The following is a 14228-nucleotide window of genomic DNA, read 5'->3' as shown; positions in this document are numbered from 1 at the left end:
CCGCTCGTGCTCGTGCCCGAGGGCAAGATCGCCGCCGGCAAGATGGCCCAGGCGATCCTGCACGGCGCCCGGGTGATCATGGTGCGCGGCAACTTCGACGACTGCCTGGGGCTCGCCCGGCAGCTCGCCTGGGACTTCCCCGTGGCACTGGTCAACTCCGTCAACCCGGTGCGGCTCGAGGGCCAGAAGACCGCGGCGTTCGAGATCGTCGACTTCCTGGGTGACGCCCCCGACTACCACCTGCTCCCGGTCGGCAACGCCGGCAACATCTCGGCCTACTGGCTCGGCTACACCCAGTACGCCGACCTGGGGCTCGCCACCCGGCTCCCGCGGGTCCACGGCTTCCAGGCCGAGGGTGCGGCGCCACTCGTCACCGGCGAGCCGTTCCCGGACCCCGACACCAAGGCGACCGCGATCCGGATCGGCAACCCGGCGTCGTGGAAGCTCGCCGAGGCCGCGCGTGACGAGTCCGGCGGCCTGTTCGAGGCGGTGTCGGACGACCAGATCCTGTCCGCGCAGCGCGACCTCGCCTGCCGGGACGGCGTGTTCGTCGAGCCCGCGTCGGCCGCGGGGGTCGCGGGCCTGCTGCAGCGCCTCGCCGCGGGGGAGTCCTACGCCGGCTCGACGGTCGTGGTGACCGTGACCGGTCACGGCCTCAAGGACATCGCCACGGCGCTCGAGGGCGTCGGGCCGCTGGTCGACCACGTCGTCGACAACGACGTGACGGCGGCCGCCGAGGCCGCCGGTCTCGTCGGGTGACCCCGGCGCCATGACCTTCGTCGAGGGCCCGGTGCGGGTCGACGTCCCGGCGACCTCCGCCAACCTGGGCCCGGGCTTCGACTCGCTCGGCCTCGCCCTCGAGCTCCGCGACCGGCTCGAGGCGGAGGTGACCGGCGCCGGCCTGGTCGTCGACGTGACCGGACACGGCGCGGACACGGTGCCCAGGGACGAGTCCCACCTGGTCGTCCGCTCCGTGCGCGCCGGGCTCGAGGCGCTCGGTGAGACCCTCCCGGGCCTCCGGCTGAGCTGCCACAACGCGATCCCGCACGCCCGGGGGCTCGGCTCGTCCTCGGCGGCCATCGTCGGGGGGCTCGCCCTGGCGCGGGCGCTCGTCGAGAACGGGACGGAGCGGTTCGACGACCAGGCACTGTTCCGGCTGGCGGCGCAGCTCGAGGGCCACCCGGACAACGTCGCGCCGGCGGCGTACGGCGGCTTCGTGATCTCCGGTCGGGAGTCGGGGGAGTGGTACGCAGTCCGCGCCCCGGTCGACCGGCGCGTCGTCGCCGCGGCGTTCGTCCCACCGAACCCGTTGTCGACCGAGGTCGCCCGCGGGCTGCTCCCCGGCACCGTCACGCACGCGGACGCCGCCGCGGATGCCGGCCGCACCGCCCTCCTCGTCGCTGCCCTGGGCGGTGCGCCGGAGCACCTGCTGACCGCCACTCGCGACTTCCTCCACCAGGAGCAGCGCCGGCCGGCGATGCCCGAGTCCCTGGACCTCGTCGACCGGCTGCGCGCCGACGGGCACGCCGCCGTCGTGTCCGGTGCCGGCCCGACCGTCCTCGTGCTGGCCGACTCCACGACGGTGTCCGCCGGAGAGCTGGCCGCGTCGTGCCCCCATGGTTGGGAGCACCACGTCCTGCTGGTCGCCGACGAGGGCGTCAGGTCCGAGTCGTCTCGGTGATACATTGGGGGCACGCCGTTCTCGCGGCGTAGCACCGAATTACCGGTGTACCTCTCCTCACTCGCATGAGCGGTCTGCTCGTGCCTCCACCCGCACCTGCGGTGCGCTGAGAAGGAACCCACACGTGACGGAAACGACCGACACCGCCGCTCCCGCCGCCAAGCCGGCCGCGAAGAAGAAGAGCGGCGGTCTCAACACGATGCTGCTCGCCGACCTGAAGTCGATGGCCGGCGGCCTCGGCATCTCCGGGGCGGGATCGATGAAGAAGGCCCAGCTGGTCGACGCCATCAAGGCGGCGCAGTCGGGAGGTCCCTCCGGCGGCCGCCCGGCCGGTGACCGGCCGGCTCGCGAGGAGCAGCCTCGCCAGGAGCAGCCCCGCGAGGAGGCCACCGCCGGCGTGGGTCGTCCGGCCCGCGACCGCGACCAGGGCCGCGACCGCGACCAGGGCCGCGACGAACGTCCCTCCCAGGACCGCTCCGACGACCGGGGTGCCGAGGGCGACGAGCACTCTGATGACCGGGGCGACCAGGGTGGCCGTGGCCAGAACCGGAAGGGCAAGCAGGGCAACCAGCAGGGCAACCAGCAGGGCAACCAGCAGACCAAGCAGGAGAAGCAGGACAGGCAGGACCCGCAGGACAAGCAGCAGGACAAGCAGCAGGACAAGCAGCAGGACAAGCAGCAGGGGCGGCAGCACAACCGTCAGGACCAGCCGCAGGAGCCCCAGGGCGACCACGGTCAGGGCGACGCCGAGGGGGAGGGCGGACGCCGCAACCGCCGCCGACGTGGGCGGGACCGCACCGCGGCGCGTCCGGGTGTCGCGGGTGGCCAGCGCAACGAGCCGGACACGACGATCCTCGAGGACGACGTCCTGGTGCCCGCGGCCGGCATCCTCGACGTGCTCGACAACTACGCGTTCGTGCGCACCAGCGGCTACCTGCCCGGCGTCGACGACGTCTACCTGTCCCTGTCGATGGTGCGGAAGTACGGCCTGCGCCGTGGTGACGCGGTGGTCGGGCAGGTGCGCCAGCCCCGTGAGGGCGAGCGCAAGGAGAAGTTCAACCCGATGGTGCGCATCGACAGCGTCAACGGCACCGACCCCGAGACCGGCCGCACCCGCCTCGAGTTCACCGCGATGACGCCCCTGCACCCGTCCGAGCGCCTGCGTCTCGAGACCGAGCCGGGCAACCTGGTCGGGCGGGTCATCGACCTCGCGGCCCCGGTGGGCAAGGGCCAGCGGGCACTGATCGTGTCGCCTCCCAAGGCCGGCAAGACGACCCTCCTGCAGGCGATCGCGAGCGCCGTCACCACCAACAACCCCGAGTGCCACCTGATGGTGGTGCTCGTCGACGAGCGGCCCGAGGAGGTCACCGACTTCGAGCGGAGCGTCAAGGGTGAGGTCATCGCCTCGACGTTCGACCGTCCGCCGGCCGACCACACGATCGTCGCGGAGCTCGCCATCGAGCGCGCCAAGCGGCTCGTCGAGCTCGGGCACGACGTCGTCGTCCTCCTCGACGGGCTCACCAGGCTCGGCAGGGCCTACAACCTCGCGGCACCGGCCAACGGCCGACAGCTCGCGGGCAGTGTCGACTCGGCCTCGCTGCACCCGCCGAAGCAGTTCTTCGGCGCCGCGCGCAACCTGGAGGGCGGCGGATCGCTGACCATCATCGCGACGGTGCTGGTGGAGACCGGCTCCCTGACCGACGAGGTGATCTTCGAGGAGTTCCGCAGCGTCGCCAACATGGAGCTGCGGCTGCGCAGCGACCTGGCGGACGAGGGGCTCTACCCGGCGGTGGACCCGGTGGCGTCCGGCACCCGGAGGGAGGAGCTCCTGATGGGTGACGAGGAGCTGCAGATCGTCCGCAAGCTGCGCCGGGTGCTGTCCGGGCTGGAGCCCGCGCAGGCGCACGAGCTGCTCGTGCAACGGCTCAAGCGGTCCTCCACCAACATCGAGCTCCTGCACCAGGTCCAGCAGCGGACCCCGTCCCTGGCCGACCTCGAGAGCTGAGTCCCCAGGGTCTCCGGCGAGTTTTCCTCGGATTCCCCACGGGACTGCCACAGCCCTGGTGTACTGCTGTTGGTAAGGCATGTCACCGCAAGACCTGGAGGGGGTACGCCAGTGGCCCGGATCGTGGTTGCGGACGACGACGCGGACATCCGCGAGCTGGTCGAGTTCAAGCTCGCGACCCTCGGCCACGACATCGTGACCGTCGGCGACGGCAGCGCCGCGGTGGACGCCTGCCTCACCCAGCACCCCGACCTGGCCGTCCTCGACATCATGATGCCGGGCCTCACCGGCCTGGAGGCCGTCAAGGAGATGCGCGCCCACCCGGAGATGGCCGGCATCCCGGTCATCCTGCTCACCGCACGCGCCCAGCAGTCCGACGTCCAGATCGGCTACGACTCCGGTGCCGACGACTACATCACCAAGCCGTTCAGCCCCAAGGACCTCGCGTCCCGGGTCGAGGCGCTGCTCGCCAGAGGAGCCTGAGTCCTCTCGCTGGTCGAGGAAGGCGCGCTGGCGCCTGTCTCGAGACCTCCTGGGAATTCGCGACACCCGGCACGCGTTGTCTATCCTGACCCGTCGGCTCCGGTTCACGGTCCCCATCGGGGGAGCGACCCGGCGCCATGAGAGGACACCCATGAAGCCCGACATCCACCCTGACTACGTGGAGACCCAGGTCACCTGCACCTGCGGCAACACGTTCACCACCCGCAGCACTGTCGCCTCGGGTGCGATCAAGTCCGACGTGTGCTCCAACTGCCACCCCTTCTACACCGGCAAGCAGAAGATCCTCGACACCGGCGGCCGCGTGGCCCGGTTCGAGGCCCGCTACGCCAAGAAGGCCGCGGACAAGAAGGACACGGAGCCGGCCGAGAGCTAGCTCGTCCCGAGCGCCGACCCCCGCGACCGCGGGAGGTCGGCGCTCTGCATTTGTCCTGACCCTGCCCGCGCCTGGAGGACCGATGTTCGACGCCGTGGACGGCCTGGAGGCCGAGCACGCCGAGCTCGAGTCGCGCCTCGGCGACCCCGAGGTGCACGCGGACCCGCGGCTGGCCAAGCAGCTCAACCAGCGGTACGCCGAGCTCAGCCGGATCCTCGCCGCCAAGCGCGAGCTCGACGACCTGGTCGACGACATCGGGGCGGCCCGCGAGCTGGCGGCCGAGGACCCGTCGTTCGCAGCCGAGGCCGACCGCCTGACCGGGCGCCGTCAGGCCGCCGAGGAACAGCTCCGCAGGCTCCTCGTCCCGCGCGACCCGACCGACGACAAGGACGCGATCCTGGAGATCAAGTCGGGGGAGGGCGGCGAGGAGTCCGCCCTCTTCGCCGGCGACCTGCTGCGCATGTACACCCGCTACGCCGAGACCCAGGGGTGGCAGGTCGAGATCCTCGACGCCACCGAGTCCGACCTGGGCGGCTACAAGTCGGTCACCGTCGCGGTCAAGGCCCGGGGCGCCACCGAGCCGGGGCGGGCGCCCTTCGGCCTGCTCAAGTTCGAGGGCGGGGTGCACCGCGTCCAGCGGGTGCCGGTGACGGAGTCGCAGGGCCGGGTGCACACCAGCGCCGCCGGGGTCCTGGTGCTGCCCGAGGCCGAGCAGGTCGACGTGACCATCGACGACAACGACCTCCGCATCGACGTCTTCCGCAGCAGCGGGCCCGGGGGCCAGAGCGTCAACACCACGGACTCCGCGGTGCGGATCACCCACGTGCCCACCGGCATCGTCGTGAGCTGCCAGAACGAGAAGAGCCAGCTGCAGAACCGGGAGCAGGCGATGCGCATCCTGCGGGCGCGGCTGCTGGCCGCCGCCCAGGAGGAGGCCGCCGCCGCGGCGAGCGACGCCCGGCGCAGCCAGGTCCGCACCGTCGACCGGTCCGAGCGGATCCGCACCTACAACTACGCGGAGAACCGGATCTCCGACCACCGCACGGGCTACAAGTCCTACAACCTCGACCAGGTCCTCGACGGTGCGCTCGAGCCGGTCATCGAGTCCTCGGTCGAGGCGGAGCTCGCGGCCCGGCTGGACAGCCTGGACGCGTGAGGACCCGCGACGCGCTCGCCGCCGGGTCCGCGCGACTCGGCCGGGCCGGCGTGGCCAGCCCCGACCACGACGCCGCGGAGATCCTGGCCCACGTGCTCGGCACCGAGCGCTCGCGCCTGGCACTCGTCGACGAGGTGGGTGCGGCCGAGCTGGCGGCGTACGACGCCCTGGTGGCCCGCCGCGCGGCCCGCGAGCCGCTCCAGCACCTGACCGGCACCGCCTGGTTCCGGCACGTGTCGGTGGAGGTCGGGCCCGGCGTGTTCACGCCGCGCCCCGAGACCGAGCTCCTCGCCGGCTGGGCCGTCGAGGCCGCGTCCTCCCTCGACGCTCCCGTCGTCGTGGACCTGTGCACCGGCTCCGGGGTGATCGCCAAGTCGCTGGCCGACGAGGTGCCCACGGCCACCGTCCACGCCGTGGAGGCGGACCCGCCCGCCCATGCCTGGGCGGCCCGCAACCTGGCCGGGACCGGCGTCGACCTGCGGCAGGGCGACTTCGCCACCGCCTTCGACGACCTGCTCGACCGGGTCGACGTCGTGGTGTGCAACCCGCCCTACGTGCCCCTCGAGGCCTGGGAGTCGGTCGCGCCGGAGGCGCGCGACCACGACCCACACCTCGCCCTGTTCTCCGGAGCCGACGGGCTCGACGCGATCCGGGTGCTGGCCGTGCGGGCGGCCGACCTGCTCCGGCCCGGGGGAGTCGTCGGGGTTGAGCACGCCGACGTCCAGGGCGAGTCCGTGCCGGCCATCTTCTCGGCGACCGGCCGGTGGACCGAGGTCCGCGACCACGCCGACCTCACGGGTCGCGCGCGCTACACGACGGCTCGACTGGCACGATGAGCGGGTGAGGGCAGCAGGATGAGCGAGCGCTACCCGACGCAGACGCAGGAGGAGCGCGAGACGGCGGTGGCCGCGGCCAGTCTCGCGATCCAGCGAGGCAGCCTGGTCCTGATGCCGACCGACACGGTCTACGGCATCGCCGCGGACGCCTTCGACCACGAGGCGGTCGCCGACCTGCTCGAGGCCAAGGGGCGCGGCCGGGAGATGCCCCCGCCGGTCCTCGTGTCGGCCGCGACCACCCTCGACGCGCTCGCGGTCCGCGTGCCGGGCTACGCGCGGGCGCTGGTCGAGGAGTTCTGGCCCGGCCCGCTCACCCTGGTCTGCCACGCCCAGTCCTCGCTGCAGTGGGACCTCGGCGACACCCGCGGCACGGTCGCGGTGCGGATGCCCGACCACGAGATCGCCCTGGAGATCCTCGAGCGGACCGGACCGCTGGCCGTGAGCTCGGCCAACACCACCGGCGACCCCGCCGCCACGGATCCCGACCGGGCCGAGGAGATGCTGGGCGACGAGTGCGCCGTCCTCGTGGACGCCGGTCCCTCGCCCACCGGCGAGGCCTCCACGATCGTCGACGTCACCGGCACGCAGGGCCGGGTGCTGCGGGTCGGGGCGCTGAGCCTGGACCGGCTCAACGCGGTCCTCGAGCCGCTCGGCGCCACCCTGGTCGACGAGGGCTAGACGGTGGCGCTCTAAGTGCGTGAGTACCTCCTCGTCTTCCTGGTCGCCACCGCGGTCACCTACCTGCTGACCGTGATCGCCCGCGAGATCGCGCTGCGGACCGGCGCGGTCGCCCGGGTGCGGGACCGGGACGTGCACGCGGAGCCGGTCCCGTACTTCGGCGGGCTGGCGATGCTGGGCGGTCTCCTGGCGGCGTACGTCGTCGCCCGACAGCTGCCGTTCCTCTCCGAGAGCGAGTCGTTCGTCTTCCGCGACGCCGGGGTCGTGCTCATCGCCGGCACGCTGCTGTGCGCGGTCGGGGTCCTGGACGACCTGTTCGAGCTGGACGCCCTCACCAAGCTGGGCGGCCAGGTGCTCGCCGCCGCGCTGCTGATCGCCTCCGGCATCCAGTTCGTCTTCTTCACCTGGACCGACGGCCAGGTGTTCTCGCTCGACCCGCTGCAGAGCGCGCTGCTCACCGGCCTGCTCGTGGTCACGACCGTCAACGCGGTCAACTTCGTCGACGGGCTCGACGGGCTCGCCGGCGGAGTGGTCGCGATCGGCGCGCTCTCGTTCTTCCTGTTCTGCTACCAGCTCACCCGGATCAACGAGCTGACCCGGGCGACCACGGCCGCCCTGCTCAGCGCGGCGCTGGCCGGCGCGTGCATCGGCTTCCTGATCCACAACTTCCACCCGGCCCGGGTCTTCATGGGGGACAGCGGGTCGATGCTGATCGGGCTGGTCTTCTCGGCCAGCGTCGTGACGCTGTCCGGGCAGTTCAGCGCCAACGCGTTCGGGACCGCCTCCGGTTCCAGCCTGCTGACCACGCTGCTCCCCATCGCCCTGCCGGTCTTCATCCTCGTCGTGCCGTTGATGGACCTGTTCCTGGCGGTGGTGCGCCGCGGCTGGTTCGACCTGCGCTCACCGTTCAGCCCCGACAAGCTGCACCTGCACCACCGCCTGCTCGAGATCGGGCACAGCCACCGGCGCGCCGTGCTGATCATGTGGCTCTGGGCAGCCCTCGCGTCGCTCGGCACCGTGCTGGTCAGCCTCTACCCGGGCCGGATGGTCGTCTGGGCGTTCCTCGGGGCCATGGCCCTCGTGACGGTGGTCCTCACCTTCCTGATCCCCATCGTGCGCAAGCCGCGGATCGGCGTTCTCCAGGACCCCTGACCGGGGTGCCGACGGTCAGGTCAGGACAGCATTTCCTTGCCTCCAGGACTTTGTGCTAGTTTTCACAAGCACCGGCAAGGACGCTGAGCAGAGGGGGTCGGCACCATGACTCACCCCGGGTCGGCGAGCCAGCGCCGCTGTGATAATTTCGCAACGTCGCCGCGCCTCCTCCCTCGGGTCGTAGGTCCCGGCGACGTTCTGTACGCCGTCAATGTCAGCGACGAAAGCGACCCGGGTGAATGGCTGATGAGCCGACCGAGCCGACTGACCCGACTGACCCGACCGGAGCAGGACTGCGCGGTCGCGACCTCATCGGACTGGGCGGGTTCCTCGCCGCGGCGGTCGTCTTCTGCACCGTCCTCGGCATCGTGCTCGACCGGGCGGCCGGCACCACACCGGCGTTCACCATGGCCGGTGTCTTCCTCGGCATCGTCGCCGGCGGCCTCGGCTTCTGGGCCCGCGTCCGCGCGGCGCTGCGGTAGGCGGCCCCTGTGATGACGGACTCGACCATGGACTCGACCATCGCCACCCCCCCTGCCACGCCAGGGAAGGCGTCGGTCGGCCGGGTGCTGCGCGACCAGAAGAAGTCGATCGGCGTGGCGTTCGTCCTGGCCGTGGCGGCGTTCTGGATCGCCGGCCAGCTCGGCGAGTGGCGGCTGGCCGCCGCGATCGCGGTCGGCGTCGGTCTCGGCCTGGCCAACCACCTCTTCACCGAGTTCTGGCTGCTGCGCATCATCTCGAGTGGCGCCCAGCCCACCCGCGCCACGATGATGCGCTCCACCCTGGTGCGGCTCCTGGTCGTCACCGTGGTGGCGGTCTCGGTGGCCGTGGTGTGGTGGCCCGACGGGATCGGGCTGCTGCTGGGCCTCGCCATCTTCCGGCTCATCGCCCTGGTGATGACCACGATCCCCCTGCTGAAGGAGCTCAAGAGCCAATGACGCTGAAGAAGGTCAGCAACGGCGCCCTGGTCCTGGCGGTCGTTTCCTTCATCGTGGGTGTCGTCTGGAACACCACGGGCGAGAAGGGCGAGAAGTCCGAGATCCACATCGGTGAGCACAGGACCGCGGACTGGCCGCTGGTCGGGACCGTGCACATCGACACGATCATCTCGACGTTCGTCGCGGGTGCCGTCGTGCTCCTGCTCGGCTTCCTCGCACGGCGGGCGCTCACCCGCGACCCCGAGGACCACGTGCCGACCAAGCTCCAGCTGATCTGGGAGGCGGTCGTCGGACAGGTGAACAGCCAGGTCGAGGACAACCTCGGCAAGGTCCACCCCTACGCAGCCCCGCTGGCGATCTCGCTGTTCTTCTTCATCCTGTTCGCGAACTGGATCGAGCTGCTGCCGCTCAAGGTCAACGAGAGCGACCACCTGCTGTCCGTCCCGACCGCGGACACCAACCTGACCTACGCCCTGGCCGCGGTCACGATCATCAGCGTCTGGGCCTACGGCATCCGGCAGAAGGGGCTGGGGGGCTACCTCAAGCACTTCTTCGAGCCGTTCCCGGTGATGTTCCCGCTCAACCTGCTCGAGGAGCTCATCAAGCCGGTCACGCTGGCGCTGCGACTCTTCGGCAACATCTTCGCGGGCGGCATCATGCTCGCGCTGATCGGCCTGATGCCGTTCTACATCGCCTGGGCGCCGAACCTGCTGTGGAAGGCGTTCGGCGGCGCGATCGCGGTCATCCAGGCGTTCATCTTCGCCCTGCTGACCGTGCTCTACTTCGCGATGGCCGGCGCCGGGCACGGCGACGAGCACCACGACGAGCACGACGAGGCGAAGGACGAGGAGCACGCCGACTCGCCCGAGGTCGACAAGGTGCCCGTCCCCGCATGATCTCGCGGGTCGACCAACCGGTCGGCACCGCACCAGAGGTAAAACCGAGGCGCTGAGGTCAGCGCCGCAAACAAGGAGAGAAACTCAATGGCTGCAGAAGGATCTGTCGAGCTGGCCGGTGCCTTCATCGGCGGCGGAATCGCCCTCGCGGGTGGCGCCATCGGTGCTGGTGTGGGTGACGGCCTGGCCGGTGCCTCCTACATCGAGGGTGTCGCCCGTCAGCCCGAGGCGCAGGGTCGCCTCCAGACCATCTTCTTCCTGACGGTGGGTCTGGTCGAGGCGATGTTCTTCATCAACCTCGCGTTCATGGCCCTGTTCGTCTTCGTCCTCGGCGCCTGATCATGGCGTTGACGGAACAGCTGGTGCCTCTGGTGCTGGCGGCCGCCGGAGAGGGTGAGGAGGAGACCAGCAACTTCCTGGTCCCCAACGGCACCTTCTTCATCGAGCTGGCGGCGTTCCTGCTGCTGTTCTGGTTGCTGACGAGATACATCATCCCGTTCATCAACGGGGCGATGGAGCGGCGCCAGGAGGCGATCCGCGCGGAGTTCGCCGAGCTGGACGAGGCCAAGGCCGAGGCCAAGGGGGCCGAGGAGGAGTACAAGGCGCAGCTCGCCGACGCCCGCAAGGAGGCCGCGCGCATCCGTGAGGAGGCCCGCGAGCAGGGCAGCCAGATCGTCGCCGAGGCGCGTGAGGCCGCGGTCGTCGAGGCCAACCGCGTCAAGGAGCAGGCGCAGGCGCAGATCGCCGCCGAGCGGCAGGCCGCGCTGACCTCGCTCCGTGCGGAGGTCGGCTCGCTCGCCACCACCCTCGCGGGCCGCATCGTCGGTGAGGCCCTGGAGGACGACGAGCGCAGCAACCGTGTGGTCGACCGCTTCCTGGCCGACCTCGAGGCCCTGGAGTCCGCCCGTCCGGCAGCCCAGAACGGGGCGACGTCCTGATGTTGAGAGGCGCATCCGCCGAGGCCCTCCGCGAGCTGATCGGCTCACTCGGGAGCACCGGCACCCTCGAGGACCAGGCCCGGCTGGGCCGGGACCTGTTCGGTGTGGTCGGCGTCCTCCGGGGCGACGCCGCGCTGCGGCGTGCGCTGACCGACAACTCGGTCGAGGGCGACAGCAAGGCCGGGCTGGCGAACGCCGTGTTCAGCGCGGCCGTCGGCGACAAGGCGGCCAGCGTGGTCGCGGACGCGGCCTCGCGGCGCTGGACGTTCTCCGGCGACCTCGTGACGGTGCTCGAGACGCTGGCGGTCCTCACGACCGTCCGCTCGGCCGGCGCCAAGGCCAAGAACGTCGGCAACGAGCTGTTCGGGGTCCGCGGGATCGTGGACGCCGACGCGGACCTGCGCAGCGCACTCTCGGACCCGTCGCGGACCAGCGCGGACCGCAGCAGCCTGCTGACCGGCCTGCTCGCGGGCAAGGTCGAGCCGGCCACCGAGACGCTGGTGGCCGAGGCCGTCGCCCGCGGGCGCGGCAGCGTCGACTCCGTGCTCGACGAGTACCTCGAGCTGGCTGCGGAGGCCCTCGAGGAGACGGTCGTGACGGTGCACACCGCGCGTGAGCTCAGCGCAGCCGACCAGCAGCGCCTGTCGGACGCGCTCAGCAGGCAGTACGACACCACCGTTCAGCTGCACGTCGTGCTCGACCCGGACCTCATCGGTGGTCTCCGGGTCGAGATCGGTGACGACGTCATCGACGGCGCCGTCTCCAGTCGACTCGACGACGCCCGTCGTCAGGTCGCCGGCTGACCGGCACAGCCACACCCGCCAGACAATCGACTTTCAGCACCACGAGTTCAGGGAAGAGGCAGACATGACGGAGCTCTCGATTCGCCCGGAGGAGATTCGCGACGCGCTCCAGAAGTACGTCGACGACTACAAGCCGTCGGCAGCGAGCAAGGAAGAGGTCGGCACCGTCGCCCAGTGCGCGGACGGCATCGCGCGCGTGTCCGGACTGCCGTCGGCGATGGCCAACGAGCTCCTCGAGTTCGAGGACGGCACGCTCGGCATCGCCCTGAACCTCGACACCCGCGAGATCGGCGTCGTGGTCCTCGGTGACTTCGACAAGCTCGAGGAGGGCCAGACGGTCCGCCGCACCGGCGAGATCCTCTCCGTCCCGGTCGGCGACGGCTTCATGGGCCGGGTCATCAACCCGCTCGGCACCCCGATCGACGGCCTCGGCGAGATCGAGTCCACCGAGCGCCGCGCCCTCGAGCTCCAGGCTCCCGGCGTGATGGCACGCCAGTCGGTGCACGAGCCGCTGGCGACCGGCATCAAGGCCATCGACTCGATGACGCCGATCGGCCGTGGCCAGCGTCAGCTGATCATCGGTGACCGCTCGACCGGCAAGACCACGATCGCGATCGACACGATCATCAACCAGAAGCAGAACTGGGAGTCGGGCGACCCGGCGAAGCAGGTGCGCTGCATCTACGTCGCCATCGGCCAGAAGGGCTCGACCATCGCTGCCGTGCGCGGCGCGCTGGAGGAGGCGGGTGCCCTCGAGTACACGACGATCGTCGCCTCGCCGGCGTCCGACTCGGCCGGCTTCAAGTACCTCGCGCCCTACACCGGCTCGGCCATCGGACAGCACTGGATGTACGACGGCAAGCACGTCCTGATCGTCTTCGACGACCTGACCAAGCAGGCCGAGGCCTACCGCGCCGTGTCGCTGCTGCTGCGCCGGCCGCCGGGTCGCGAGGCCTACCCCGGTGACGTCTTCTACCTGCACAGCCGCCTGCTCGAGCGCTGCGCGAAGCTGTCCGAGGCGCTGGGCTCGGGCTCGATGACCGGCCTGCCGATCATCGAGACCAAGGCCAACGACGTGTCGGCCTACATCCCGACCAACGTCATCTCGATCACCGACGGGCAGATCTTCCTGCAGTCCGACCTGTTCGCGGCCAACCAGCGCCCGGCGATCGACGTCGGTGTGTCGGTCTCCCGGGTCGGTGGTGCGGCGATGACCAAGGCGATGAAGGCGGTCACGGGTTCGCTCAAGGTCGACCTGGCCCAGTTCCGCGCGATGGAGGCGTTCGCGATGTTCGCCTCCGACCTCGACGCCGCCTCGCGTCAGCAGCTCGACCGCGGTCAGCGACTGATGGCGCTCCTCAAGCAGCCGGCCTACTCGCCCTACCCGCTCGCGGAGATGACCGTCGCCCTGTGGCTCGGCACCACCGGCCGTCTCGACAGGGTCCCCACCGAGGACGTGCTGCGGTTCGAGAACGAGTTCCTCGACGACCTGCGCCGCAACCACTCGGGGATCCTCGACAACATCCGGGAGTCGCAGAAGTTCGAGGACGACACGGAGTCGACGCTGACCGAGGCCTACGACAAGTTCATCGAGGGCTTCGAGACCTCCGAGGGTGGTGTCCGACCGGGCACCGAGCCCGAGGAGGGCGCGCTCGAGGACGAGGAGCAGGAGCAGATCGTCAAGCAGAAGCGAGGCTGACCCACCCATGGCTGTATCGCTGCGCGAGTACCGCGCGCGGATCAAGTCGACGGAGTCGATGAAGAAGATCACGCGCGCCATGGAGCTCATCGCTGCGTCGCGGATCATCAAGGCCCAGCAGCGGGCCCAGGCGGCCGCGCCGTACGCGCGCGAGCTCACCCGGGCCGTGTCCGCCGTGGCGACGTTCAGCAACGTCGACCACCCGCTGACGAAGGAGGAGGCGGACCCCAAGCGGGCCGCCGTCCTCATCATCACCAGCGACCGCGGGCTGGCCGGCGCCTACTCCTCGAGCGTGCTCAAGGAGGCGGAGAAGCTCAACGAGAAGCTCCGCGAGCAGGGCATGGAGATCGACACCTACATCGCCGGCCGCAAGGGCGAGGCCTACTACAAGTTCCGCCAGCGCCCCATCGTGCAGGCGTGGACCGGCTTCTCCGACCAGCCGTCCTACGAGGTGGCCGCCGAGATCGGTCAGACGCTCATCGACTCGTTCGTGCTCGACCCGGGCGAGCCCGGTGACGTCGACGAGGTGCACGTGGTCTACACGCGCTTCCGCTCGATGCTCACCCAGG

17 protein-coding genes are annotated in these 14228 nt (G+C 70.8%); all 17 read left to right on the top strand.

Annotation, left to right across the window (positions count from 1 at the left end; all coding sequences use genetic code 11):
* Positions 1–759, top strand: a 759-nt coding sequence (gene thrC / locus JHD21_RS14165; protein ID WP_292676497.1) for a threonine synthase, incomplete at its 5' end; no start/stop codon positions are given.
* A 10-nt stretch (positions 760–769) separates the two neighbouring features.
* Positions 770–1681 carry a homoserine kinase gene (thrB, locus tag JHD21_RS14160; protein WP_292676495.1) on the top strand — a complete coding sequence of 304 codons (912 nt, stop codon included), beginning with the start codon at positions 770–772 and terminating at the stop codon, positions 1679–1681.
* 124 nt (positions 1682–1805) lie between these two features.
* Entirely contained in the window at positions 1806–3686 is a 1881-nt protein-coding gene (gene rho / locus JHD21_RS14155) for a transcription termination factor Rho (protein WP_292676493.1), read from the top strand.
* 111 nt (positions 3687–3797) lie between these two features.
* Complete coding sequence (locus JHD21_RS14150) at positions 3798–4169, top strand: response regulator (protein WP_292676491.1); 372 nt, start codon at positions 3798–3800, stop codon at positions 4167–4169.
* 151 nt (positions 4170–4320) lie between these two features.
* Entirely contained in the window at positions 4321–4563 is a 243-nt protein-coding gene (gene rpmE / locus JHD21_RS14145) for a 50S ribosomal protein L31 (RefSeq protein WP_292676489.1), read from the top strand.
* Between the two features lie 82 nt (positions 4564–4645).
* Positions 4646–5719 (top strand): peptide chain release factor 1, encoded by a 1074-nt coding sequence (prfA, locus tag JHD21_RS14140; RefSeq protein ID WP_292676488.1) that lies wholly within the window; start codon positions 4646–4648, stop codon positions 5717–5719.
* On the top strand, positions 5716–6555 hold the full coding sequence (gene prmC / locus JHD21_RS14135) for a peptide chain release factor N(5)-glutamine methyltransferase (RefSeq protein WP_292676486.1): 840 nt from the start codon (positions 5716–5718) through the stop codon (positions 6553–6555). Before prfA ends, prmC begins: the two co-directional genes overlap by 4 nt.
* Positions 6556–6573: 18 nt before the next feature.
* Entirely contained in the window at positions 6574–7233 is a 660-nt protein-coding gene (locus JHD21_RS14130) for an L-threonylcarbamoyladenylate synthase (protein WP_292676483.1), read from the top strand.
* A 15-nt stretch (positions 7234–7248) separates the two neighbouring features.
* Positions 7249–8385 carry an MraY family glycosyltransferase gene (locus JHD21_RS14125; RefSeq protein ID WP_292676481.1) on the top strand — a complete coding sequence of 379 codons (1137 nt, stop codon included), beginning with the start codon at positions 7249–7251 and terminating at the stop codon, positions 8383–8385.
* Between the two features lie 239 nt (positions 8386–8624).
* Positions 8625–8867: an AtpZ/AtpI family protein gene (locus JHD21_RS14120; RefSeq protein ID WP_292676480.1), complete on the top strand. Its 243-nt coding sequence runs from the start codon at positions 8625–8627 to the stop codon at positions 8865–8867.
* Positions 8868–8879: 12 nt separating this feature from the next.
* Positions 8880–9323, top strand: coding sequence for a hypothetical protein (locus JHD21_RS14115; RefSeq protein WP_292676478.1), 444 nt, complete (start codon positions 8880–8882; stop codon positions 9321–9323).
* A complete protein-coding gene (gene atpB, locus JHD21_RS14110) occupies positions 9320–10219 on the top strand; it encodes a F0F1 ATP synthase subunit A (protein ID WP_292676476.1) in 900 nt (299 codons plus the stop codon). The genes JHD21_RS14115 and atpB overlap by 4 nt, the downstream gene beginning before the upstream one ends.
* A gap of 87 nt (positions 10220–10306) precedes the next feature.
* The gene (locus tag JHD21_RS14105; protein ID WP_292676474.1) at positions 10307–10558 is read left to right on the top strand and encodes a F0F1 ATP synthase subunit C; all 252 of its coding nucleotides are present in this window, start codon (positions 10307–10309) and stop codon (positions 10556–10558) included.
* A gap of 2 nt (positions 10559–10560) precedes the next feature.
* Positions 10561–11157, top strand: coding sequence for a F0F1 ATP synthase subunit B (locus JHD21_RS14100; RefSeq protein ID WP_292676472.1), 597 nt, complete (start codon positions 10561–10563; stop codon positions 11155–11157).
* A complete protein-coding gene (locus JHD21_RS14095; protein ID WP_292676470.1) occupies positions 11157–11960 on the top strand; it encodes a F0F1 ATP synthase subunit delta in 804 nt (267 codons plus the stop codon). The genes JHD21_RS14100 and JHD21_RS14095 overlap by 1 nt, the downstream gene beginning before the upstream one ends.
* Positions 11961–12024: 64 nt before the next feature.
* Positions 12025–13659 carry a F0F1 ATP synthase subunit alpha gene (gene atpA / locus JHD21_RS14090; RefSeq protein ID WP_292676468.1) on the top strand — a complete coding sequence of 545 codons (1635 nt, stop codon included), beginning with the start codon at positions 12025–12027 and terminating at the stop codon, positions 13657–13659.
* Positions 13660–13666: 7 nt separating this feature from the next.
* Positions 13667–14228: F0F1 ATP synthase subunit gamma (locus JHD21_RS14085; RefSeq protein ID WP_292676466.1), on the top strand; the 562-nt coding region annotated here is incomplete at its 3' end.

The sequence above is a fragment of the Nocardioides sp. genome, from assembly GCF_016462705.1.
In the GTDB taxonomy this organism is placed as follows: domain Bacteria; phylum Actinomycetota; class Actinomycetes; order Propionibacteriales; family Nocardioidaceae; genus Nocardioides.
Note: the sequence above shows the minus strand (reverse complement) of the source record. Positions and strands in the feature narration are given on the sequence as shown.

Excerpts from the sequence above, each read along its gene's own strand:
- prfA (WP_292676488.1), top strand. The coding sequence starts at position 4,646 with ATGTTCGACGCCGTGGACGGCCTGGAGGCCGAGCACGCCGAGCTCGAG.
- JHD21_RS14100 (WP_292676472.1), top strand. The coding sequence starts at position 10,561 with ATGGCGTTGACGGAACAGCTGGTGCCTCTGGTGCTGGCGGCCGCCGGA.
- JHD21_RS14120 (WP_292676480.1), top strand. The coding sequence starts at position 8,625 with ATGGCTGATGAGCCGACCGAGCCGACTGACCCGACTGACCCGACCGGA.
- JHD21_RS14115 (WP_292676478.1), top strand. The coding sequence starts at position 8,880 with ATGACGGACTCGACCATGGACTCGACCATCGCCACCCCCCCTGCCACG.
- JHD21_RS14095 (WP_292676470.1), top strand. The coding sequence starts at position 11,157 with ATGTTGAGAGGCGCATCCGCCGAGGCCCTCCGCGAGCTGATCGGCTCA.
- JHD21_RS14130 (WP_292676483.1), top strand. The coding sequence starts at position 6,574 with ATGAGCGAGCGCTACCCGACGCAGACGCAGGAGGAGCGCGAGACGGCG.
- atpB (WP_292676476.1), top strand. The coding sequence starts at position 9,320 with ATGACGCTGAAGAAGGTCAGCAACGGCGCCCTGGTCCTGGCGGTCGTT.
- atpA (WP_292676468.1), top strand. The coding sequence starts at position 12,025 with ATGACGGAGCTCTCGATTCGCCCGGAGGAGATTCGCGACGCGCTCCAG.
- JHD21_RS14105 (WP_292676474.1), top strand. The coding sequence starts at position 10,307 with ATGGCTGCAGAAGGATCTGTCGAGCTGGCCGGTGCCTTCATCGGCGGC.
- thrB (WP_292676495.1), top strand. The coding sequence starts at position 770 with ATGACCTTCGTCGAGGGCCCGGTGCGGGTCGACGTCCCGGCGACCTCC.
- rpmE (WP_292676489.1), top strand. The coding sequence starts at position 4,321 with ATGAAGCCCGACATCCACCCTGACTACGTGGAGACCCAGGTCACCTGC.